The sequence below is a fragment of the Akkermansia massiliensis genome, assembly GCF_018847375.1.
Taxonomy (GTDB): domain Bacteria; phylum Verrucomicrobiota; class Verrucomicrobiia; order Verrucomicrobiales; family Akkermansiaceae; genus Akkermansia; species Akkermansia massiliensis.
The window spans coordinates 266749-291078 of the sequence record NZ_CP072036.1; the positions used below are offsets into that span (position 1 = coordinate 266749).

At 58.8% G+C, this 24330-nt stretch carries 14 protein-coding genes; 8 read left to right on the forward strand and 6 right to left on the reverse strand.

The genetic code is table 11. The features are described from left to right. Positions 1-10: 10 nt before the first annotated feature. The 4 genes from gyrB to purN all read right to left on the reverse strand — a co-directional run bounded on the left by gyrB (position 11) and on the right by purN (position 14052). Positions 11-2569 (reverse strand): DNA topoisomerase (ATP-hydrolyzing) subunit B, encoded by a 2559-nt coding sequence (gene gyrB, locus J5W70_RS01130; RefSeq protein WP_215832675.1) that lies wholly within the window; start codon positions 2567-2569, stop codon positions 11-13. Between the two features lie 438 nt (positions 2570-3007). Continuing rightward, positions 3008-12184 (reverse strand): autotransporter-associated beta strand repeat-containing protein, encoded by a 9177-nt coding sequence (locus J5W70_RS01135; RefSeq protein WP_215832674.1) that lies wholly within the window; start codon positions 12182-12184, stop codon positions 3008-3010. A 306-nt stretch (positions 12185-12490) separates the two neighbouring features. Continuing rightward, the gene (locus J5W70_RS01140; protein WP_022396036.1) at positions 12491-13324 is read right to left on the reverse strand and encodes an FKBP-type peptidyl-prolyl cis-trans isomerase N-terminal domain-containing protein; all 834 of its coding nucleotides are present in this window, start codon (positions 13322-13324) and stop codon (positions 12491-12493) included. A 140-nt stretch (positions 13325-13464) separates the two neighbouring features. Further along, complete coding sequence (gene purN, locus J5W70_RS01145) at positions 13465-14052, reverse strand: phosphoribosylglycinamide formyltransferase (RefSeq protein WP_022396035.1); 588 nt, start codon at positions 14050-14052, stop codon at positions 13465-13467. An 81-nt stretch (positions 14053-14133) separates the two neighbouring features. Here purN and J5W70_RS01150 point away from each other — a divergent pair, with 81 nt between their 5' ends. From J5W70_RS01150 to J5W70_RS01170, 5 genes are all read left to right on the forward strand, one after another. Further along, a complete protein-coding gene (locus J5W70_RS01150) occupies positions 14134-15243 on the forward strand; it encodes an aminopeptidase (protein WP_022396034.1) in 1110 nt (369 codons plus the stop codon). Continuing rightward, a complete protein-coding gene (yaeI, locus tag J5W70_RS01155) occupies positions 15240-16094 on the forward strand; it encodes a phosphodiesterase YaeI (protein WP_022396033.1) in 855 nt (284 codons plus the stop codon). The genes J5W70_RS01150 and yaeI overlap by 4 nt, the downstream gene beginning before the upstream one ends. Before the next feature lie 18 nt (positions 16095-16112). Next, the gene (locus J5W70_RS01160; RefSeq protein ID WP_022396032.1) at positions 16113-17840 is read left to right on the forward strand and encodes a cation:proton antiporter; all 1728 of its coding nucleotides are present in this window, start codon (positions 16113-16115) and stop codon (positions 17838-17840) included. Positions 17841-17843: 3 nt separating this feature from the next. Next, positions 17844-18518, forward strand: a complete 675-nt coding sequence (locus tag J5W70_RS01165; protein ID WP_022396031.1) for a TatD family hydrolase — start codon at positions 17844-17846, stop codon at positions 18516-18518. Positions 18519-18612: 94 nt separating this feature from the next. Next, a complete protein-coding gene (locus tag J5W70_RS01170) occupies positions 18613-19449 on the forward strand; it encodes a hypothetical protein (RefSeq protein ID WP_022396030.1) in 837 nt (278 codons plus the stop codon). Positions 19450-19550: 101 nt separating this feature from the next. On the opposite strand, the gene J5W70_RS01175 is transcribed toward J5W70_RS01170, so the two are convergent. Next, positions 19551-20351: a LamG-like jellyroll fold domain-containing protein gene (locus J5W70_RS01175; protein WP_022396029.1), complete on the reverse strand. Its 801-nt coding sequence runs from the start codon at positions 20349-20351 to the stop codon at positions 19551-19553. A gap of 361 nt (positions 20352-20712) precedes the next feature. Further along, positions 20713-21258: a GNAT family N-acetyltransferase gene (locus tag J5W70_RS01180; RefSeq protein ID WP_180970900.1), complete on the reverse strand. Its 546-nt coding sequence runs from the start codon at positions 21256-21258 to the stop codon at positions 20713-20715. A 200-nt stretch (positions 21259-21458) separates the two neighbouring features. Between J5W70_RS01180 and J5W70_RS01185 the strand changes: the two genes are divergently transcribed. From J5W70_RS01185 to J5W70_RS01195, 3 genes are all read left to right on the forward strand, one after another. Then, positions 21459-22271 carry a hypothetical protein gene (locus J5W70_RS01185; protein ID WP_022396027.1) on the forward strand — a complete coding sequence of 271 codons (813 nt, stop codon included), beginning with the start codon at positions 21459-21461 and terminating at the stop codon, positions 22269-22271. 190 nt (positions 22272-22461) lie between these two features. After that, the gene (locus J5W70_RS01190; protein WP_022396026.1) at positions 22462-23292 is read left to right on the forward strand and encodes a hypothetical protein; all 831 of its coding nucleotides are present in this window, start codon (positions 22462-22464) and stop codon (positions 23290-23292) included. A gap of 130 nt (positions 23293-23422) precedes the next feature. Beyond that, complete coding sequence (locus J5W70_RS01195; RefSeq protein WP_146020161.1) at positions 23423-24244, forward strand: SGNH/GDSL hydrolase family protein; 822 nt, start codon at positions 23423-23425, stop codon at positions 24242-24244. The last annotated feature ends 86 nt before the right edge of the window (positions 24245-24330 follow it).

Sequence of the window (24330 nt, forward strand, 5' to 3'; positions counted from 1 at the left end):
AGTGTAGGAATTAAACGTCAAGGTTGCGGACGTTGAGCGCGTGGTCCACGATGTAGTTCTTGCGGGGCTCCACCACGTCCCCCATCAGGATGGTGAACATTTCATCAGCCCTGACGGCGTTGTCGTCATTCAGGATGACGCGGAGCAACTCCCGCCGTTCCGGGTCCATCGTCGTCTTGAACAGGTCCTTGGCGTCCATTTCACCCAAGCCCTTGAATCGCGTGATTTCCACGCCGCGCTTGCCGATGGAGATGACGGATTCCAGAATGTCCATCACGGAGAACAGGGGCGTTACCTTTTCCTTTTCTCCCTCACCTTCCACCAGTTCAAACAGGGGCGTATCCATGGATACGATCATGTTCCCCGGAATGCCCAGCTCCGCAAGCCGTACGAGGGCCCGCGTGATGGCCTTGGCCTCATGCAGTTCATGGGTGATGGAACGGCGGCTGGGGCCCTCCCGGTCCGGGAGCGGATTTTCCAGCAGTTCCTCTTCCGTGGGCATGCCGAAGATGAAGAGGTCCCTGTTTTCCTCGGAAAAGGCAGTGAGAGCTTCCATGTCATGGAAGAAGAGGACTTCCTCTTCATTGCCGCTGCGCACCTTCACCAGGAATTCCGGGAATTCCCCGTTTGCCTCCCGGTGGCTGAGCAGGTCTTCCAGGGAGCCGCCCTGCGCCTGCATGGATTCCGTGTAGCGCTGGAGGTTGACCAGCGTTTCCAGAATGGCGGAAAACTCGTCAGATGAGAAGGAACGGGAACCGTCCGCGAAACGGAGGGTCACGTCATTGACGGCCAGTTCAATCAATTTGCGGTTCAGGGCGACGTCATCCTGCACGTATTCCTCCTTTTTCCTGCGGATGATGCGGTACAGAGGCGCCTGCGCGATGTACAGGTACCCGGCGCGGACAAGCTGCGGCATGTGGCGGCAGAAGAAGGTGAGAAGCAGGGTGCGGATATGGGCGCCGTCCACGTCGGCGTCAGTCATGATGATGATCTTGTGGTAGCGCACGCGGTCCAGCTTGAAGGAGGCCTCATCGTCCCCTTCCCCGATCCCGGCGCCGATGGCCGTGATCATGTTCTGAATTTCCTTGCTCCCCAGCGCTTTGTCCAGGCGGGCCTTTTCCACGTTCAGCACCTTCCCGCGCAGGGGCAGGATGGCCTGCGTGCGGCGGTCGCGCCCCATCTTGGCGGAGCCGCCGGCGGAGTCACCTTCCACAATGAACAGTTCGCAATTGGCGGGGTCCCGGTCGGAGCAGTCCGCCAGCTTGCCGGGAAGGCCGCCGATGGAGAGGGCGCTCTTGCGGACCGTTTCGCGTGCCTTGCGGGCGGCTTCACGGGCCCGGGCGGCCGTGATGCTCTTTTCGATGATCTTCTTGGCCATCGCCGGGTTTTCTTCAAAGTACGTCTTGATTTCCTCGTACACGACGTTACCCACCACGCCTTCAATCTCCGTGTTCACCAGCTTGTCCTTCGTCTGGGAGGAGAAGCGCGGGTTGGGCATCTTGACGGAGATGACCGCCACCAGGCCTTCGCGCACGTCCTCCCCGCTCAGGGAGGGGTCCTTCTCCTTCAGCAGGCCGTTCGCCTTCGCGTAGCCGTTGATCACGCGCGTCAGGGCGCCGCGGAAACCGGAAAGGTGCGTTCCGCCGTCCCCGTTGTAAATGGAGTTGGCAAAGCAGAGGATGTTCGTTTCATACGTATTGTTGTACTGGAACACCACGTCCACCAGGACGTCATCCTCCATCTTCTTGCCGTCGTACTCCACTTCCACCTTCCGGACGCCGGAAATGGAGATGGGTTCCTCATTGATCAATTCCTTGTTCCGGCCCAGCTGGCGCACGAATTCCACAATGCCTTCCTTATAGAAGAAGGTTTCCCGGCGCACCGGGGCCTCCCGCTCGTCAATCAGCTCGATGACCAGGCCGGGGTTCAGGAAAGCCAGTTCGCGCAGGCGCGTCGTCAGGCGGTCAAATTTGAACTCCGTGGTATCCGTGAAAATGGTGGAGTCCGGGAAAAAAGTGATCGTGGTGCCCGTGATTTCACAGGCGCAGGCGCCCACCGCGCGGAGGGGTTCGATCGTCTTGCCGCGTTCAAACTTGATCTGGTAGCGCTTGCCGTCGCGGCGCACTTCCGCCCTGAACCAGTCGGACAGGGCATTCACGCACTTGGCGCCCACCCCGTGCAAACCGCCGGAGTACTTGTAGGCGCCCTGGCCGAACTTGCCGCCCGCGTGCAGATTGGTCAGCACCAGTTCCACGGCGGGGATGCCGAACTTCGGGTGGATATCCACCGGAATGCCGCGCCCGTTGTCCACCACGGAAATGGAGCCGTCCACATGGATCACAATGTCAATCTTGCTGCAATAGCCGGCCAGATGCTCGTCAATGGAGTTGTCCAGCACTTCAAATACGCAGTGGTGCAAGCCTCTCTCGTCAGGGTCCCCGATGTACATGCCGGGGCGCTTCCGCACGGCCTCCAGGCCCTCCAGTTTGTCAATCTGCGCGGCACCGTATTCATGCTGCGCCGTCGTGGAAACGGTGGTTTCAACAACCTCGTTGGTATCTTCGGACATAACTGAAATATACTACGCTTATCTTAATTTTTTGCAAGACTAATGTTAGAAAGCGCGCGTGCGCGTGTGGGGGCTACCTCCGCAAAAACCCGCTGTAATCGCATAAAAACAGGCCTATTTCTCGCCGCCCGGTTTTTTCTGACATCAGATAGCGGACAAGGGGGTGCAGGAGCATTCTGCGCGGTTTTATAGAATTGGAAGGGACGTTCCGTGCGGAGGGCGGAGAGCGGCGCGGGGAGAGTTGTGGACAGAATGGACTTCATGGACAGGATGGACACCATTTTCTTTCTCCTCCTCTGTCCTTCCCATCCACACGGTCTATTACTCCGGAGGACGCCGTTTCCTTACACAGCAGGGCCGTTCCGGACAATGCCGGAACGGCTCTGGCGGTGCGGAGAGCGGATGATCTCCACTCTCCTCTCTTAACTCTCAACTCTCTTAGAAGTCATAGCGGTAGCCCACGCTTCCGTTCACGGAGTTGGCTCCGTCACGGAAGTCCGCGTTCCCGTTGATGAAGACCGTTCCCTGCGTTCCTACCGGCACGCTCAGCCCCGCTCCTATTTGCAGAGCCGTCGTTCCCACCTTGGTCCCACGCACGCTCTGCATGAAGCCGGGGTTGCCCAGCAGCGCCACATTGGTTTCTCCGCGGCGGTCGCCCATGTCCTGGGCCGCGTTCACCCGGAACTCAGCCAGCGCTTCTCGCCCGAAGATGTTGCTGCCAATGAGCCCCATCCACCGGCCGCCCAGCGCAACCGTTCCCGTCGTCCATTCCTGCTTGCCTACATTCAGGCCCGCGTTCCCCGCTCCCGTTTCCGTGTAGCCGTCCATGCGCGTCGTCACTACCGAGGCGTTGGCCAGGGGCTGCAGGATGCTGCTCCTGTCTTCGTTGAGGTACACGTCGTAGGTCAGTTCATACATCGCTCCAAAGCCCCACCCGCTGGTGTTGCCCTGCGTCCTGTAGCTGCCTTCCCCGTAGTTGACCGTGCGGTTGAGCTTCGCGTCGTTCCACCCACCTGTCAGGATGAGCGTGTGGGCCCATCTCTTGCTCTGGTAGCGCCCGAAGAGGTTGGCGTAGTAGCTGTCCAGGTGACCGTCCGCCGTGTCCGCGGCACTGGCCGTCAGGTCGCCGTAGTTGGCCGTGAAGGCAGCTCCCATGGTGAAGTGGTCGCTGAGGTCCACGTCCATGCCCACGGTGCCGCCCCAGGTGGTGAGCTGGTAGCCGCTTTCATCCCCCTTGGTGTCCAGCTTGCTGTAGGACCCCGTTCCTTCCATCCACATGTGGAAGTAGGGGAGGTCTTCGTTGATGTAGGCGGGGTTGACGCCCATGAGGGTGGTGCGGTTCCTGATCCAGCCCATCTGGTCGCGCAGGGCGTCCTTCTGGGCCGTGCCCAGCGCGTTGACCGTGCTGCCCGCTACGGCTGCCATCACCCGCTTCGCTTCCGAGGGGTTGGAAGACGTCAGGGCGCCCACGGCGTCATCCACCTTCTTGAGGATGGAGTCCGCGGCCAGGTCCCCGGGCAGGTTCCAGAGAAGTTCCGCACCGGCCCTGGAGTTGACGGTATCCGCAATACGGGCGTACTTGTTGTCCTTGGAAGCCGTAGCCACCAGAACGAGGTTGCCGTTTTCCATCACCAGGTACGCATTGTTTTCAAACTTCTTGAAAGCGGAGGAGGAGGGATCCAGCAGGATAGCCAGCCTGTCGCTTCCACCCAGGTCGATGGTTCCATCAGCATGCATGAGCGTGTAGCTGCCGTCCGCGCCCAGCGTCAATTCATTCCTGCCGGTGGAGCTGAGGGTTATTTCCGCTCCCTGGCTGATGCTGATATTCCCGGTCACGCTGATGATGGGTCCGGCGTAGTCCGTGTTGAAGGTGAGGTTCGTGCTGGACCCGTCGCCCAGCGTCAGGCTGCTGAGGGTAAGAGCCGTATTGGCTCTCGGGTCTTCTACCGTGCCGCCCATCTTGATATTGAGGCGTCCCGTGTTGTTGATGACCCAGTTGCTGCCGGCGGCGGTGATGACGTTTTCAAGCGTCTGCCCCGCATTGCCGGAGATGTTGAGCTGCCCGCGGCCTTCCAGCGTGCCGCTGAAGACGGAACCGCTGCCCGAATTGCCGGTATTGACGGCCAGAGCGCCGCCATTGCTCTTCAAGGTTCCCTGGCCGCTGATTCCGGCAACGGTGTTGCCGGTGGTTGAGCCAAGGTCAAGCGTTCCCGTGGAATCGCCGTTCTTTACCAGGTCCAGCAGTACGCCGCCCTGGAGGGAAGCCGTTCCGGAAAGGGCAAGCGTATCATGAAGGGCAAGCGTGCCGCTGCCCTGGATGGTGCTGGCGGAAAGGCTGCTGGCATCGTTAATGGTGAGGGTGGCTCCGCTGCCGATGTTCAGGTCCGCGCCTTCGCCGCTGTCCGTCAGGTCTCCCATGACGGTATTACGGTTGACATCCAGAACCACGCCTTCCGCCGTGCCTGCCAGCACCACATGGTTGAAGTTGCTGCCATCACCGTTCAGGGTGAGCGTGCCGCCTTCCATGCGGAGGGTGTCCGTCACAAAGGAGCCGTTGACCGTGAGCTTGCCCGTGTTCTGCTTGATGAAGGTGACCCCGTTTTCCCCAACGATGCTGCCGCCCATGATGGAGTCCGCCCCGGCATAATCATCCGGTGCGGGCAATCCCGTTTCCAGGCGTTCGTTGTTGAGGATGACAACGGCGTTGCCTCCGTCCGCATTGGTGTTTTCCACCTTCAGCGTGCTTCCCGTTGCGCCCAGCAGGTTGTTGATGACCGCGCCGTCGCCGTCGGTATCGCCGGGGGCTCCCGCCAACTGGACGGTAAGCGTCTTGCCCTGGGCGATCACCACGCCGGCGTACATGCCCAGCGTTCCGTAGTTCGTGACCGTATCGGGATCAGAGGAGGCGGTGCCGTCCACCATGTAAAGGCCGTTGACCTGTCCGCTGAGGACCAGGCTGCCGCCGTCGGTGCCCGTCACGCGGATGCCGTAGTTGGAAAGGATTTTGCTGAACTGGATGTCGCCCAGATTGGCGCATTCCAGCGTTCCGGTCGTCAGCGTCAGCCAGCTTTCCACCCCGGCGTCCTTATGGGCGACGAGGGTGTTCACAATGGCGTCAATATCCAGATTGACCGTGGCGGAATCATTGATGACGAGCTTGCCGTCTCCCTGGTCAATGATGGCCGTACCGGCCGCTCCCTGGTTGACGTTGTCCGCGCCCAGGGTAAGGTTCAGCGTTTCCGTAGCTCCCGCACCCACCGTAATGTCTCCGGAGACGTTGGTGAGCTTGCCTCCGGCAGCCAGGGTGATGCCTTTCAGCATGTCGCCATTGGTGCCCCCCAGGTTGATGGCGGCGGCGGAGTCCACCACGATGCCCGCGGTGGCGCCTTCTCCCCGCGTCATGGCGGAGGTCAGTGATCCGTTAACGATTTTCAGCGTTCCCGCTCCGTTCAGCACGGTGCCGGCCCACTGGCCGGCCTTGTCCGCCGTGCCAAGCTGGACCATGGCGTCGGCATTCGTGATGCCGAGGGCTCCCGTAGCGGTATTGGCCTGATCCAGGATGAGGGTGCCCGTGCCCGCATGCGTCAGGTTGGAGTTGCCCTGCACCAGCGCATTCAGCACCAGTTCCGCATTGTTGTAATTGACGTTGTACTGCGCGGCCAGGGAGGCGTCCGTGGAGCCCGTGTTGCCCGCCAGGATGGCGCCGTCTCCAAAGATGGCATTCCCCGCACCCGTGACGCTCGCGCCGCCGTTGCCGAAGTTCCAGACCTGGCGGCTGTTGTTGGCGGAGGTTTCATCGGTGGACAGGGTTCCCGTGAAGTCCTTGAGGGAGCCCGTGAGGATATTGGTCATCCGCACGTTCGTGGACATGCCCCATGCGCCTGAACCGGAAAGATTACCGGAGAAGGTGTACGTGGCGCCGGAAGAACCGTTCTGCACCGTGCCGTGGGTTGCGCCGATTTCAAAGTTGGCCGCCGTCGTGCCCGCGGAGAAATGGAAGCCCTTGCCGTCGATGAAAATGGTGCCGCCTCCCAGCGTATTCCCCGCGCCGAAAGCCGCCCAGTTGGCATTGGTACTCATATTTTCCCCGTTTCCGAGCAGTTCCAGACGGCCGGTGAAATTGGTATTGCCCGTATTGGAGATGTTGACCTGTCCCGCGGCATCCGCCGTCCCAATGGTGATGGTGCCCGCGCCGTTAAGCTGGGCGTGCAGGTTGACGGTTCCGCCGGAGAGGGCCAGAGAGGCGCCTTCACTTACGCGGACGATGGTGGCGTTATTGGGGTTCACGCCGATGGTCGCTCCGCCCGTGAAGGCAAGCGTTCCCTCTTCCACGGTGAGGTGGGCCAGGGTATTCCCGGAGTATCCCAGCGCCAGCGTGCCGTCCCCCGTCTTGGTCAGCGTGGTGCCCACGCCCATGACGTCAGCCGTCAGTCCGGCCCAGGAGACAGTGTCCCCTGCCCCGATTACGGAAACGTTCAGGGAGCCTCCGTCTCCAACCTTGACGCGGCTGGAAACGTCATATCCCGTCACGTCCCTACCGGCGGCGGAGTCCGCATAAGCCAGCGTACCGCCGTTAAAGGTAATGTCACCCGCCGTACCCAGCGCGTCGTCCGCTCCGATGGTAAGAGTGCCTCCGTTGAGCACTGTGCCACCGGTGTAGGTATTCGCCAGGTTCAGGGTGACGTTGGCCGTGCCGTTCACGGTGAGCGTAGTGGGGGCAACGGAGTCCGCAATATAACCCGCGTTGTCCGGATCACTGACCAGCGTGTAAGTGCCGCTGTTGAAGACGACGCTCTTGGGAGTCACGGTACCGGAGACCTTCACTTCACCCGCTTCCGCAGCAGAGAAATAGATTTCCTGGTCGTTCAGCGTGTCCACGCCCGTCAGCTTGGTGGTCCAGCCGTCAATGCTGGTGTTGATCCACTTGCGGTCCGTTCCGCCGTCCCAGACAAAACCGTTGTCTCCGCTGACGTCCACGACTTTCAGCACGAGCTGGTTGTTTTCCACCACGACGGAGTATTCAAAGCCTTCCCGGGTGATGTCCGGCGTCCAGGTGAAGGAATCCGTGGTCAGGCTGCCCGCCGCAGCCCACTGGGCCAGGACGTAGTCGGATGCTTCCAGTTCACCATAGTTGTTGATGGTCAGCGTGCAGTTGGCATCCGTCAGAGCCAGGGCCCCTGCCTGGATATTGATGATCGGGCCGTTTGCCACGACTCCAGTCATGTCAAAGGTCAGCGTAGCGCCGCTGTTCAGCGTCAGGGCGGAGGCCGTGGTCATTTTGGCGCCCGCGCCCATGGAGATGCTGCCCAGGGTCATGGCGTTCGCATTCGTGAATGCCAGCGTGCCGGCCTGGACGTTCGTCAAGCCCGTGTAGGTATTCTGTCCGGAGAGGGTCAGCGTGCCGGAACCGACTTTCGTCAAACCGCCGGCGCCGGAAAGGACGCCCCCGAGGGTGATGTTGGTGGAAGACTGGTCATTGTATGATTTGGTTCCCGCATCGTATTGGCGGGTATCAACCGTCACGTTGCCGGCAAGATTCATGTTATAGGCGGAGGACCAGCCTTCCGCCGCCGTCGTTCCCAGGGTCCCGGAATTCATGTTCAGGACAATCGTATTGGTATTGCCGGACGCAGTCATGCCTCCCGCTCCGAGAAGCAGGGAACCGCCATTCAGATTAATGGTGGCGCCCTTGGCGGCGGCTCCGGCCCAATTCTGCCCCAGATCCAGCGTCTGAGCCAGGACCATGCCGCCTTGTTCAATGTTCATGACCCCCTTCCCGTCACGGGAAATCCGCAGGGCGCCGGTAATGTTCATGAAAGCATCCTTCTTGACAGTGAGCGTCGTCGTCCCGTTGTATTCATTACGGCCGATGAAACTTCCAGCCGTCAGGGAAGCGCCGGAATCCAGCGTCCAGGAAGCAGCCGCATTCGCACCCGCCATCAAAGTATAGCTTCCCGTTATATTGACATCACCCTGTAAAACCGTTGTGCCGGCAGCAGATATCAGAGAACCGGCGCCGGTGATCGTGTTTCCGTAAGTTCCGGCGGAAAGCGTCAGGGTAGTTCCCGCGCCCACATCATATTTGACGCCAGTCAGCGCGGCCGTCGTCGTGCCGGAGGCATTCCCGCTCAGCTTCAGCGTACCCGTGGAATTGGCATTCAGGCGCGTGCCCAAGCCGTTCCACGTGCCCGTGGTCAGCTCCAGAATGGAATTGCCCTGGAGGAGAACCGTGCTTGTGCCCAGCGCGCCGGCATTGCCGACGACGAGCTTGCTGCCGTTATACAATACGGTGTTTCCGCTATAGGAGTTGGCATTGTTGATGGTCAGGGAAGCTCCGTCCAGCAGATTCAGCGTCGTATCCCCGGTAATGGAGCCGTCACCAGCAAAAATGAAATCCGTGCCGGAAACATTAATTTTACCCGGAGCAACATTCCCGACGATCGTTACAGTCTTGTTCACGTCCGCACCATCGGAGAAGTACACGGTCTGTCCATCGGCGTAAGCCGTGGGAGTGCCGTCAAGGTCCCAGGCGGTATTGGAGGTGTCCGTGTTCCAGTTGCCGCTCTTCCATCTCAGCAGGCCGTCCTTGTCGGACAGGGAGACGTACAGCGTATCATCGCTGACGGTGAATGTAGCCTTGTAAAGTTCAGCCGCGGAGCCGCCGAGCGTGAACATGGACGTATCCGTCATGCCCGTTCCGTGCAGGAGGGCATATTCCGTATTGGCGGTGACGGAGGAAAGGCCTATCTGGAGAGCCGTAGCGCCGGTGCCCGCCACTGAATTGACGGTTAATGCCGCGGTATCCGTACTCAGGGATCCAAAGCTCAGGGAGCCTCCGTTCAGGGTCAGAGCAGCCGCCAAAGTAGCGGTGCCCCCGTCAAGATTGATGGTTCCCAGCGTAGAGCCGGCATCCAGGGAATAACCGTCTGCGGAAGTCACGGCTACGGTCAGGCCGCCGTTGATAAGAAGGGCCCCCTGCCCGATGACGCTGGAGTCCTTCACGGTCAGCGCGCCTTCCCTCAATTCCACCGTGCCGGTGAAACCGGGAACGGCGGCGGTTTCACCTTCCGCGGGAACCGGAACCTTGGCAGCTCCATTGAGCACCAGGGTGCCGGCGCCGATCTTCGTGAGCTTGCCGCTGCCGGTCAGGCCGGTATTAAAGGTAATGGTTCTTCCGGTTGTCTTGTCCCCGGCGTCCAGGGTATCCACATAACTTCCGTTGGAAGCCGCCAGCGTGATATAGGAGGGAGTGAACTCGTTATTGTAGGTCACGGACCAGTTGGCCGTGGCTCCCAGCGTTCCCATGCCGAGCGTAATTTCACTGCCGCTGGCAAAGTTAACGATGTTGCCGCCAAAGTTGACGCGGGCCGTTCCGGCCGTTGCGCTTCCCAACTGGAATCTCCCGCGGAATACTCCATTGCCATTGGCCCAGAAGTCCAGGCCGCCCAGGTTGGCCGTGCCGCTGGAAGCAAGGAAGGTCCCCGTTCCGCTGTACCCAAGGTTCAGCGCAGCGGAGCCGGTAAGAAGCCCCCCGTTAAGAGTAAGGGTGCTGCCGTTGTCCACGATAAAGCTGCGGCCGGTTCCGTGGTCGCTGTTGGTGCCCGTGACATTCAACTCGGCGCCGGTGTTGATGGAAAGGGTCCCGTTCTTGAGGAGCCGCACGTTCGTAGCGTTGACGACGGAACCGGAGTTGACCTGAATGGAACTGCTCGCCCAGTTGCTCGACATGCTGAGGGTTCCGATGGTGGCCTGCGAATTGGTGAGGGTGAAGCCCCCGATGCAGTAATTGACGGCCAAGCCGCCCAGGTTAACCGTATTGTTCAGGAAGGTTACACGGGGACCGTAACCGCCGGAAGCCTGGTCCAGCTGCATGGTTCCTGCATAGTCAACGTTGCCGGAGATATTCAGGTTGAGGTTTTCACTGCGGCGGAAGGTGATTGAACTATCCTGGGTGACGCCCGCTCCTCCTACGATGTCGGAGGCGATCGTGACCGTATCCGCGGCATTGTGGTTCATCAGGACGTACATGCCGCCTTCAACGACGATGCGGTCCGAAGGACGAATCGTTCCCGCTCCGGGGCGAATGATGAAATTGGCGCCGTTGCCGATATGCAGGGTTGCTCCGTTGAGCGTGTCCGCCGCAGGCTGGCTGGCCGTATTGGCGGCGTAATTGCCATATACGGTGATGTCCTTCAGCGTGGATCCAGGAGAAAGGGTGACGCTCCCGTCCGTATTGCCGAGCCAGACGGAAAGGGAGGAGTTCGTCCCGCCCATGACGGTGGAGGAGAAGGACTCCATGAGATGCGTGGCGTCTCCCAGCGTCAGGGAAGCGTTGTTCCCCAGCGTGAAGGTATTGCCCGTGCCGAAGGTGATGGAAGAAGCGATCGCTGCGGTCTTCCCTTCGGAAACGAGGAGGCCCGCATTATTGCCGAGCGTGAAGGTTCCCCCCGTAATGGCGGCGTCCCCAAGCGTAAGCGTCGCCTGGCTGCCGAGGGAAAGGGCTTCCGCCTGAAGGGAATCCCCGGCTCCCATGTTCAAGGTGTAGTTCGTCCCGTCCTGGAACGTTACGGTACCGGCGATAATGTTGCCGGTCAACGCAATGGTTTTAACCCCTTCCGCAGCCGTGAAAATAACGGAGTCATTGTTCAGGAAGGAAGTATCCGTCTTGCCTCCATCTCCACTCTTGTACCAGCCCGTTCCAGTGTTGCTCCAGGTGCCGGTAGTGGAATTCCAGACAAGCGTTTCCATATTGTAGCCTGTTCCCTGATACTGCACGGACATGCCGGAACCGTTGGAGACAAGCACGAAATTGCCGGCTCCCAGCTGGTCGGCGGAATCGACTCTCGTCAATGCCTCATAGGTGTCCTCCCCGGTTTGCTTCCAAATAAGAAGGGAATCCAGGGAAGCTCCCAGATCAGCCCCGGTGGACATGAAATAGCGGGTCAGCAGGGCATCGTCCACCAGCTCGCGGTTGGTAACCGTCAGCGCTTCCATGGCGCCCGCAACCACTACCTCTACATTCCACGTCCGGTCATTCTTGGTCACTGTAGTGGTATTTGACAGGTTGATCATCCCGTCAAGCCCGATGTGCCAGTAGTGGCTGCCGGAACCGGTACCGTTGTCAAAATTGAGATTGCCTCCCGGAGTGGTCAGGTTCAGCGTGCCGTCCACATAAATATTAGCGTGCCCCTCTGCCTCCATGCTCTTGATCTGGTTGCTGAAGGTGGTGGAAAGAGTGGATCCGGCGCCTACGTAAACACTGCCGCCCCATTGTCCCAGGCTAACGGACACATTGCTGTTCCCCGTCACGGAGATGCCGCCGCCATCCGAAGTGTTGGGAGGAGTGCCCGTAACCGTAACGTCTACATCATTAAAAATCAAATGCGGGCCCTTATTCTCCTGGCGGGAGGGGGCGGCGTCCCCTTCCCAGTTGCCCGCCGTATCTACGGCATCGCCTTCCCCTGCCCCCGTCCACGTAAAATCAGGACCGCCAAACGCGGGAGCTTGCCAGAAATCCGCCGATGTGGCGGCATGGGAGTAAGAGTAAAAACCGGAGAAGGAAACCAGGGATGCAAGAAGGGCGGAACGCAAAGAAGGGGGGAGATGAAGTCTCATATTGTATCAATGATATTATGACCAGTAATACCCGGATTTATAATCCTTCTTCTTCTTTAAACTTCCATATCTTGCTTGTATTAAAAGTATTGCATTAATGATTTTTGAAATGGATGGAGAGATAGTTTAAGGAAGCCTGTTTTATTCCCCTTCATGATTTGCTTAAGAAGAGTCATTAACGAAAATAGGCTTGCCAACGGATTATAAATTCCCAGATTGACCGTTCACCCTCCTGATGAAGGCGGTACCTGCAAAAACAAAAAGGCCGTCCCCTCACGGGAACGGCCCTGGCTTGGAAATCTTACCTTATTGCTGCTGGGCGCCGCTCTGCTTGAGCATCTCCTGGAGCTGTTCCGGGGAAATGCTCATGGGACCGCCCTGGGGAGCCGGGGCTTCCGAAATGCCGTCCAGTTCCAGATCAAAGATGAGCGGGGAATTGGGCTCGATCGGAGCGCCGGGGGTGTTTTCACCGTAGGCCAGCTCGGAAGGGATGTACACGATCCACTTGGAGCCGACGGGCATGGTGGTCAGCGCCTCGGCAAAGCCGGGGATGACCTGGAGGGGAAGTTCCACGGATTTGCCCTTGGTGTCGTCAAACACGGTGCCGTCCAGCAGCGTGCCCTTGTACTTCACCTTGAACATGGGGTTCTTGAACTTCTTCTCGTCAAATTTTTCTTCGCCGCCCTTGTTCACCACCTTGTACTGGAGGCCGGATTTCGTGGTGGTCACGCCTTCCTTCTTGCCGTTTTCCTCCATGAACTTCTTGCTGGCTTCCAGATTGGACTTGGCCTTGGCGGAGATGCGTTCGTCAATCTGCTTCTGGAACGCGTCCAGGGCGGGTTTCAGCTGTTCCTGGTCCTTGGCGGGCTTGCGGACCATGCCGTCCTTGATGCCCTGAAGGAAGGATTCCTGGTCCAGGTCGTCAAAGGTAAGGGTGGGAATGGAGCCGAGCTGCTGTCCGCTCTGGAAACCCAGAAAATAGCCCAGGTCCTTTTTCATCTGTTCGGGAGACACAGTAATTTCTTTCTCTTGTTTGGGTTGGTCGGCCGCCGGAGCTTCGGCAGCCTTTTCTTGCGCGCCCGCCACACCCGCCAGAAGGGCGGAAACGGCAAACAGGGCGATGGAAGGGTTCATCTTCATGGTTGTTTTTTATCCTTTGTTTGAAAAGAGGACTCCTTTTTAACGGATTCCGTTCACAGAACAAGACAAGAGAATCAGTCATCCTGTCATCCGTTCCTCCAGGAGCGGCGGAACGTCCTCCGGTCAAAAGACGCAGCGGGTTATGCAAGCGTTTCCAGAACGCGGGCGATCATGGCGGGATAAAGGGCATGCTCCTGCTCCTGAATGCGGGCGTGCAGGCTTTCCGGCGTATCCCCCGGCAGCACGGGCACGCGCGCCTGCCCCAGGATGGGGCCCGTGTCCATGCCGTCATCCACGTAGTGAACGGTGCAGCCGCTTTCCGCCGCACCGGCCTTCACGGCCTGCTCCCAGGCATGAAGGCCGGGGAAGGAAGGAAGGAGGGAAGGATGAATGTTCAGAATGCGGGAAGGGAATTCCTTCAGCAGCGGATGCTTCACCAGGCGCATGAATCCGGCCAGGCAAACGCAGTCCACGCCGTATTCCTTCAGGCGCGCGGCGACGGCGGCCTGGGACGCCTCCGGGAATTTGGTTTTAAATCCCCCGCAGTCGATCACCTCCGCCGGGATGCCCCAGGAACGGGCGCGTTCCAGAATGTAGGCGTCCGGATTGTCAGACATCACCACGGCAATTTCCGCCCGGAGGGAGCCGGACCGGATGGCGTCATAAATGGACTGGCAGTTGGAACCAGAACCGGAACCGAGTATTCCTAATTTGGGCAACTTGGACATCCGGGGGATGAAACCACAGTTTTTTGCCCGTGGCAAGTCTCCGGCTTGACAAAAAGGCCCCGGTATTCGCCTAATAAAGGCATGAGAGACACCCGTTTTCAGGCCCTGGCGGCCCAGCTTGCAGGGTATTCCACCACCCTGCGTCCCGGAGACCGGGTTCTGCTGGAATTAACGGATATTCCGGAGGAAATGGGAATAGCCCTTATCCGGGAGGTACGCGCCGCAGGCGCAATGCCCTTCCTGCGCCTGAACCAGTCCCGGCTGAACCGGGAAATGCTCTCCGGAGCCACGGAGGAGCAATACGGCATCATCGGCCGCCACCGCCTGGCGGAAATGGAGGAGATGGACGCCTATATAGAAATACGCGGCGGCGGGAACGCCTTTGAGCTGTCCGCCGTTCCCCAGAAGAATATGGCCGTTGCCATGAAGGCCCTGAACCCCGTCTCCCAGAGGCGCATCCGCCACACGCGCTGGTGCGGGCTGCGCTGGCCGTCAGAGGGAATGGCCCAGCAGGCCGCCATGAGCACGGAAGAGTTTGAGGATTTCTATTTCCGCACCTGCCTGATGGATTACGGCGCCCTGCGCCCCGCCATGCAGAAGCTGGCCGCCATGATGGAGGCGGCGGAACACGTGCGCATCACCGGACCGGGAACGGACATTTCCTTTTCCATCAAGGGGTTGCCCGCCATCCCGTGCGCGGGGGAATGCAACCTGCCGGACGGGGAGGTGTTCACCGCACCCGTCATTGACAGCGCCAACGGCCGCATTTCCTTCAACACCCCGAGCCTGTTCCAGGGCATTCCCTTTGACAACATCAGCCTGACGCTGGAAAACGGCCTGGTGGTGCATGCGGAGGCGGGGGACAAGACCGCGGAGCTCAACTCCATTCTGGACACGGACCCCGGCGCGCGGCGGCTGGGGGAATTCGCCTTCGGCGTCAATCCGGCCATCACCCGCCCCATGCGCAACATCCTGTTTGACGAGAAAATCTCCGGCTCCTTCCACCTGACGCCGGGACAGGCCTACCACGTGGCGGACAACGGCAACCAGTCCCGCATCCACTGGGACATGGTATGCATCCAGACGGCAGCAGCCGGCGGAGGCGATATTTACCTGGACGGCGTCCTGGTGCGCCGCAACGGCTTGTTCACCATGCCGGAACTGGCTATTCTCAATCCCGCCCAATCATGACTACGGACTCCACCCCCTCCAAAAAACGCTCCCTGCTCCGCAAACTCCTGTACGCAGCCGCGGCAGTCATTCTGCTGGGGTCCCTACTGGCCTCCTACATGAACTGGGAGGCCAACCATCTGGAATTCAGTGAAAACACCGCTCCAGCGGGCTGCGTTCCGGGACTTTCCGGACTGCGCATCCTGGTGCTGTCAGACGTCCACACCAATCTTCCCCTGCTGGAAAAAGCGGCGGCCATGGCGGAACAGGCCAGGCCGGACATGATCGTGTTCCTGGGAGACCTGTACACGGATTTTCTGCGGGCCACCCACGCAGGAGGCTACATCACGCAGATGAAACGGCTCTCTTCCATCGCCCCGGCCTACGCGTGCCTGGGCAACCATGACATGGCCCTGGTGGACAACGTGGAGCGCATCCTGAAGGAAGGCGGTTTCACCCTGCTGAGGAATTCCGCAGCCTTCGTCACCATCCCCAGGCTGGGGAACGCGGAGTTCAAGCTGGTGGGACTGGGAGACCTGCGCGAGGGGGACTTCTTTCCGGACCGGTGCATGAGTCCGCGGGAATTGGGGGAAGAATCCGTGATGCCCACCATCGTCCTGAGCCACAACCCCAAGGGGAGGGAATTGCTGGGCGGCTATCACTGGAACCTGATGCTCTCCGGCCATACGCACGGCGGCCAGATCAAACTGCCCTTCTTTTCCACCCCCCTGCTGACGTCGGAGGGGGAAACGATGTACTCCGGCTTCCATCCTTATGAAGACAAGCAGGTCTTCGTCACCCGCGGCATAGGCTACATAGGGCCGGGACGCTTCAACTGCCCGCCGGAAATCAACCTCATCACCATTCCATAGCCCCTTTTCCCGACCGCCATGGTTCTCTCTCTGCTGGCTTCCGGAGGCCCCAACGCCGCGCCTCCCTTCTTCACCCTGCTCACCGTCGTCTTCATGGGCATCATTGCGATTGCCCTCATTCTGGCCCATTTCCGGCAGTCCCTGCTGGCGGGCTACTTCATCTGCGGGGTGATTCTGGCCAACTGCGGCATCCTGGACCACATCCCCAATTCCGACGTCAGCATCCAGGCCCTTTCCGAGGTGGGCATCATCCTGCTCATGTTCACGCTGGGCCTGGAATTTTCCATTGACGAGCTCAAGCACCTGCGGAAAACGGCCCTGGTCGGCGGCGGCATCCAGATGTTCATCTGCACCGCCGCCTTCGGCCTGGGGCTCCATTACGCCACGGGCATGGATATGAGCCATTCCCTGACAGTCGGGGCCATCATGGGCCTTTCCTCCACGGCGGTGGCGCTGAAATCCTTCCAGGAATTCGGCCTGAGCGGCACCTCCGGGGCAAAAATGGCGGTAGGCATCGCCCTGTTCCAGGACATTGCCGCCATCATGCTGGTGGCGATCATGCCGCAGATCTTCGCCGCCACGCCCGACTCCTGGGAAACCGCTCTCAACATCGGCATGGCCGTCCTGCGGGGGCTCGTCTTCCTGGGGGCCGCATGGCTGATCGGCCACTACCTGCTCCCGCGCATCATGCTGGCCGTGGCCCGGACCAAGAGCCGGGAGCTCTTCACCCTGATGGTCTTCGCCATCTGTTCCGGCATCGCCATGCTCGCCAGCCTGCTGGGCCTGAGCATTGCGCTGGGGGCCTTCACCGCCGGGCTTTTCGTCAGCAGCTCCTACTACAGCCACCGCGTCCTCAGTGAAGTGCTCCCCTTCAAGGACCTTTTCCTGACCATCTTCTTCGTTTCCGCCGGGCTGCTGATTGACATTGACGACCTGTGGGAGCACATCGGCCATGTGGCGACCTTCGCCGCCTTTGTCCTCGCGATCAAATTCGTGGCCTGCATCGTGGCCGCAAGCTTCCTGAAAATCCCCGGCCGCATGGGCATCATGGCCTCCACCGCGCTGACCAACGTAGGGGAATTCTCCCTGGTGCTCATCCCCTTCATGCAGGAAATCACCCCCATTCCGGCGCTGGTGACCACCAATGTGTACGCCATTGCCGCCGTCTCCATGGGCATGACGCCCCTGCTGATGAAGGCGGCGCGGAAGCTCACCCCCCTGCTGGTGCGCATTCCGGGCCTGAAGACAAAAAGGGAACGCCTCAGCGTGGAAACCATGATCACGCGCGTGGAGGGAATCAAGAACCACGCCATCATCTGCGGCTACGGCCCCGTAGGCAGGAGGCTGCATGAAAGCCTGTCCCAGTACGGCATCCCCTGCATCATCATCGACCTGAACGCGGACACCGTCAAGACCCTGCTCAATGACGGCCATCTGGCCTTCCTGGGGGACATCCAGCACCAGATCACCATGGACCTGGCGGGAATCCGCACCGCGCGGCTGATCGCCTTCACGTTCCCGGACCCCGCCCCGGCCCTGTCCACCTACATGCAGATCAAGGGAGCCAACGCGAACATCACGGTGATAGCCCGCGCCAAATTCCGTTCGGAAGTGGCTTCCCTGCATCATGCGGGCATCGCCAACGTCATCCATGATGAAATGGAAACGGGCGCCGCCGCGGTGCGCCTGGCGAAGCTGAGCTTTGATATTATTGAACCCGCAGACGCGCCCACGCTGTCCCATTAAACAATGACGAATCTTCCGGACGCCCACACCCACCCCGCTCCTGCCGCACCCGGCACGGCGCCGCGCTTCATCTGCGGCACCTCCCCGGCGGACTGGGAGCAGGTGGCCCTTCTGGCGGAACGGGATAAAAACGTCACGCCTTTCTTCGGCATTCATCCCTGGCGCCTGAACCCGGCTGCATGGAAGGAGGAAATGCGCCTGCTGGAATCCTTCCTGAAAAAATTCCCCCGTGCGGGCATTGGGGAAACGGGGCTGGACAAGTGCCGCCGCGGCATTCCGGGGCTGCCCCTACAGCGGGAAGCGCTGAAACAGCACCTGGAGCTGGCCGCGCGCCTGAACCGCCCCGCCGCCCTGCACTGCTGCCGCGCGTGGGGCACGCTGGCAGGAATGCTGAAGGAATATCCCCGGCTGAAAGCCGTGCTGCACGGCTGGACGGGTGCCCTGAACCCCGGCGCGCAGCTCCCTTCCGGCAACTGGCTTCTCTCCGTGGGGCCTCGTGAAATGGATCGCCCGGGCCTCCTTTCCTCCATCCCGCTCCATCGGCTGGCGCTGGAATCGGACGAACACCCGGAGGCCTTGCCGGAGCTTTACCGGAACGCCGCGCAAGCCCTCTCCATGAAAGAGGAAGAACTGGCCGCCCTGGTTGCGGACAATATGGAGAGGATCTCCGCCCGCTAGCCGCCGGAAGGCGCAACGCCCTCCCGGAACGCGGGTGGCAGGAAACAGCGGCTTTTTTCCTTGGCAGGCTCCTGCCGCCGGCTATCATGCGGGCATGGGCCTTTTTCAGGATCAAACCAGTTCTCTGTCGGAAATCAAGCGGCTTGCCGCCCTCGTCATGGATCCCTCGCGCAGGGATGAAATCGGTCCGGACCAGTGGCCCCTGGCCATGATCGCCTATGGGCTGGTCACCTGCAATGAAATGGGCAGGGAAGAAGAAGGCGTCACCATTTACAACATCTTCCAGTCCTGCTGCGCACCGGACGCGCGGCGCAAATGCGCGCTGCAACTGGCCACCTTCATCCGCCAGCGCAAGGGGGACGGATGGCGGGCCCTCCTGCCCTTCGCCATGACGGATGAGGCCCCGGACATCCGCCGGCAGGCCTCCTTCCTGATTTACACGCTGGCCTCCCCCAAACCGGAGGAACGCTTTCCCGGGATCGCCGGGCTGGCGGACATCATCTGTGCGAATCCGCTACCCGGCCAGGCGAGCATGGCCCCGGCGCTGGATGCCCTGATGAGCCTGGGCGACATGCGGTTTGCCCCTTATCTGGCCTCCATCTCCAAAAAACTTCCTTCCGAACGCCTCGCGGACCTGCTGGCCGGAACGGAAGCCATTCCTACGGACCTGGGCTGCGGATGGCTGCTGGATGTTCTGGACGAACGTCCGGAGCTTTCCTCCGCCATTGCAGCGGTACTGGGCGGAATGCCGTCCAGGGCCGGAGAAGTCCTGGATGTGGTGGTGCCCATCCCCTCCTGGCAATTCACCAACTCCGCCGTTCAGCCGCTCCATTCCTGGAGCATTCCCGAATACCGGCTGCGCATGAGGGAACGGCTTTCCAGGCGCCTTGGACCGGAAGAACAGGAAGCCGTTGACCGGGCATGGAGCTGATTCTCCGCGCCCTGCGGACCAGGGCCCACTTCGTTTATAAATTAAAAGAGCCGTTCCACGGAAATGAGGAACGGCTCTTTTAATGTTCAGAAAAACCAAGCTCAGGCGCGTTTGCGGCGCACCAGGAGCGCCGTCAGCCCGAGAAGCCCCAGCGTAGCGGTGGCCGGTTCCGGGATGGACAAGGGCATGCCGTGCGTATCCAGGTAGGCAAAATCGTTTCCGTTCAACACGCCGTCGTACACAGCCAGGTTATCGACGAAAAGGCCGTTGGCCCCAGGATTGTGATCCCCGCTCCCCTTGATGCTGGTAACCTTGGAATCACCGGAAAGACTCGTCGTGACCGTTTTGACAAGCTCGCCATCGTGGTAAACCTGCATCTCATTTCCCTTGAACGTCAGTCCAAGGTAGTTCCATGTATCATCAGAAGCAGCAAACAACTCGGTTCCGTCCGGAATTCCGATATTCCCCCCGTTGTAAATCACCCATTTATTGGCGGCCGTCATCTCCACCCTGATCGTCGTGCCCGCTATCGTCATGGAAAAAGCATCCTTCCAGTCAGCACTGGAAGAACTGTAATACATGTGGATGCCCACGCTGAAGCCGGTGGCAAAATTCAGGCCGTCAATGCCATTGGTGCTGGTGATGTTGAACGTTCCTCCGTTGGGACAGTGGGAATAACCGCCGTCCGTCATGGGTGTAATACTATTACTCCAATTGATGTACCCGGTCGTTTTTGAAATGGCAGTGGAACCGCTTCCCAGATTGATGAAATTCTGATTGCTCCCAAGCTGGTTGAAATCCAGTCCGTACAACAGGGAAGAAGCCTGTACGCCGGAAATGAGGCATAAGGCTGCCGCCACTGCCGTTCCCTTGAAAGTTAAATGGCCATGGGGATTGAACATGCGTCCACTGAAACGGATAACAAATCCGGTATTTGAAAAAAACAAGCAGTAAATGATGAAATAAATTGAAATAGAACAAGGAACCGCCTGTTCTTTTTCTTAAAGAAGCGGTTTTAAGAAAGGCCGCCGCTCTATTAAAAGAGAAATATAAATCTTTACTTATCAAAAATACACGCTTGACACCGGATTTGTTATCCGTTGGCAAATCATTCCCCATCATACTCAATCCTCCCGGCATTTTGAACGCACGGAAACGATGTGACAGGATCAGGAAATAAAAACCAATACGCTAAAACGGAAAGGAAGAAGACGCCGGATTCAACAGCTCTTTTTCTGGCGGCCCCTTTTCCCGGAAATGCGCCTACCTCGCCACCACGTGATTGTGGTGGAAATCAACAAAGCTCCGGTACGTTTCCTCGTCCAGCAAGGTTTCATGCGTCATCAGCAGGAGGGGGAAAGGCTTCCCTTCATCCGTATAAGGGGGATGAATGTAATCAAACTGGGGATTGGGCACAAAGCCGTGCCGCTGGTAAAACCCCAGGCGGCGGCGTGAAATCCCGTCCTCCGGAGGATCAATCTCCAGAATAACCTTGTGGGGAAAAGCGTCCCTCAATTCTTCCAGAATCCTTTGGCCGGCGCCCTGTCCGCGCAGGGAGGCATCCACGGCGAAATATTCCAGATACACGAATGCCTCACGCTGCCAGCTCACCAGCATGGCAACCACCCGGCCTTCCCCGTTTAAAAATACCTCATAACAAAAGCCCGGGTCTTGAAACGCCAGCGGAAAATCCTGGACGCGCCGCTGTTCGTGCACCGGAAAACTTGTCCGGTAAATATCCAGGGAATCCAGGAATAGAGGATCATCCACTCCCGTCGCACGGTGCTTGGTCAGCGATTCAGGCTTCATGCCCCATATCCAACCACACCCGTCTTCCTTCGGCAAGGCTCCCGGAAAAACTTCCCCAGTCATGCAACAACGCGGCCAGACTTAACCCATTCACCTTCCAGACGATTCACTACTTTTCTAACATATTATATAAACCGTTGACAATAAACAAAATAAGAAGATATAGTGATAAGAGTGCAGAAATAGTTCATCCATCCTCCATGTTTACACCGATTCTCCGCCTTTTATTTCTTCTGCTGTTCCTGATATTTCCGGGAGGCGCCAATACGGTTCTTCATGCGGAAGAAACTCCAGACATGGACGACTGCTCCCTGTATATTGAATCAAAGACGGATGTGGCGTCCGCCCAATGCATGATTGACGGAGGAAACCAGGAGGACGACAAAAAACGGACTGATGTGGGTATTGGAGAAGAAGTTGAACTGACCTTGACCGGGAAGCGGTTAAAAGAGGTGGATTTGGATTCCATAGAATGGACCATGGAACCGGATAATCTGGCCACTGTTGAAAAATCGGAGGATGGAGATAATCAGGCAATTCTAACCATCAACAAGGATATTACTGAAAACAAGATTCTTACAATCCGAGTCAAAACAAATCTCGACGAAGAGCTGCCGGAGAGAAAACCTCTGATTCTTCATATTTTTATTCCATCTGAAATCATGGCAGTACATACGGGGAAACGAATGCCCAAGTGTGCAGCAGATGGAGAAAAAGACCATGCGGGAGCATCCACCGTCCTGGATTTAACCCTGCATCCATTAAAAGTGAGTTTCAGTAATATCGCCTTCATTGAACGGGCGAATGATCCGGAAGGATTCAAACCGGAACATGATCCCGGCGCCGTTTTGTTCCGCCCCAACGCCAAAAACAAGGCAATTCCCAGTGACTATATCGGATGGAAGTTTAAACCCGGAATTCGATTGCCCAATTGCAGGCTTCCAATCTTCCCAAGCCCTTTTCATGGGCATGCGGCTGGCATGTCCGTTCCGATGACAAGGACTGCCTTCTGATTCATGGCAAACCCTATCCCCAGGATTTTAATTTCACTTATGACGGAGAAGAAACCGATGAGAATTCTCCAACCAAAGGATTACAAAACGTCAAAGTAACCGTCTCCAAATTCCGCCGCACCGTGACACGCAGTACGACAGGCAAAGCGCTTCATACCAACTCATAAATAATCCTTTTCCATATCATTCCATGAACCCTGTTTATGTACCTATTCTCCTGGCTTGGACGGCCCTCCTTTTGTTCCATTCTCCCGCTTTCTCCGATATCCGCCTGCCCATTCCCTCAGCCACCAGGAATCTTAACAAGCAGAACACGAAACTGCTCCAACTTAAAAGACTGCTCGACGAGGACAGCATCATTCCCTTCTATCAGGAAGCCGACAAAATGCTGAAGGAGGCCAGCCTTTACAGAAAAAAAAATGTCACTCCACAGGAATTGACCGACGGCCTCTTCCTGTGCCGCCTGATTGCGACCGCGCCATTCATCGACGTTAACCGGCACAGCAACGTCATGTGGCTGATGAACCACACTAACCTGGACTATAAAGTTAAAGATTTCATGTCCCGGAGCATGCCGCTAGCCGCCTTAACGGACAAGCATTCCACCTTGCCGGAAAAGGAGGAAGCGCTGCGGTTTTTTCTAACAGCGAGAGCACTGGTTCTCCAGCAATTCCGGAGCAGTTTCAATCACGCCTTTGAGGCCACCTGGATCTGTTCGGAAATGCTTCTGGACCATGCCCCCCAGCTCACCGGCGACCGGGAAGCAGCCGGCGAATTCGCCAACAGGCTCGCGACCAACGAGGCAAGAAACAATAAACTTAAGAACATCATACCCAGAAGGGAAAGAATATTCGTCCGCGAATTAATGCAGTGCTTCCCGACCAAAGCGGTGGAAGTCAAAAAATACCTCCGCATGGCCGGCTACGGCGACAAGGATATCCCCGCCCTGCTTGACAGAACCGTCGGCAGGATTCCTGAAGCCCGGTACCTGTACAAGGGTTTGCCGAAACGGAAGGATTGAACGCTTCCCCTTCATCTCCATTCAATTCACGTTTTACCTGATGCATAAAGAGAAGTGGCGCGCTTCATGAAATCCATTTGAAGTTTCATTCCGGAAACATTAGAATTCAGCTAAAGCCATGATGCCGCCCATGAAAATTTTCCCGCTGCTGTTTTTCACCTGGGCAGCTTTTCCATGCACCCTCCAGGCGCAGGAAAAACCGCAAGGGGAAAGCCCCTGGCCGCGCTGTGCCCCTGCACGTTCCGGGAGCCATATTCTTTTCCTGGGAAACAGCTATACGTTTTTCAACCGCATGCCCGCCATGGTCAAGGCCATGGCTGACACCAAAGGACTGCGGCCGGACGTGCACATGCACGCGGCTCCGGCAGCCTCCTTCCAGTCCCACTGGAATGACGGGCGCGCCCGTGAAAAGCTGGAAGGAACGGCCTGGGACTTCGTCATTCTCCAGGACCAGAGCGCCACTCCCGTCGTGGCCCCGGAGCGGACCATGGAATTCGGCGGCAAATGGTGCTCCCAGGTACGCGCCGCCCAGGGAACGCCCGTCCTGATGCTGACGTGGGGAAGAAAGGACGCCTCCGGCGTTCCGGACCCGCAGGAGCAAAAAGCCCTCCTCGCCACGTATTTGAATCTCGCCCGGAAGGAAAAAGCCGCCGTGGCCCCTGTGGGAATTGCCTGGGAAAACTGCCTCAAACGCCATCCCGGAATTGCCCTGTACCAGGCGGACGGCCAGCACCCAACGGAGGCGGGAAGCTACCTGGCGGCCTGCGTGATGTACTGCACCCTGTTCGGAAAGTCTCCGCTGGGCCTCCCGGCCAAACTGTCCCTGAAAGGAGTGCGGCTGTGCAGCCTTCCCGCAGACAGGGCCAAAATACTGCAAACCGTCGCCAGGGATACGTGCAAACAGCTCTTTTCCTCTTCTGCCGGAAGCCGCCCCGGAACCGCCGGACCATAGACCGCCGCTCTGCTGCCGCATAGCGCAAAATCTACTCGCAAAACGGGCGCCGTTCCTTTAACCTTGCGGCGATCACTTACACATAT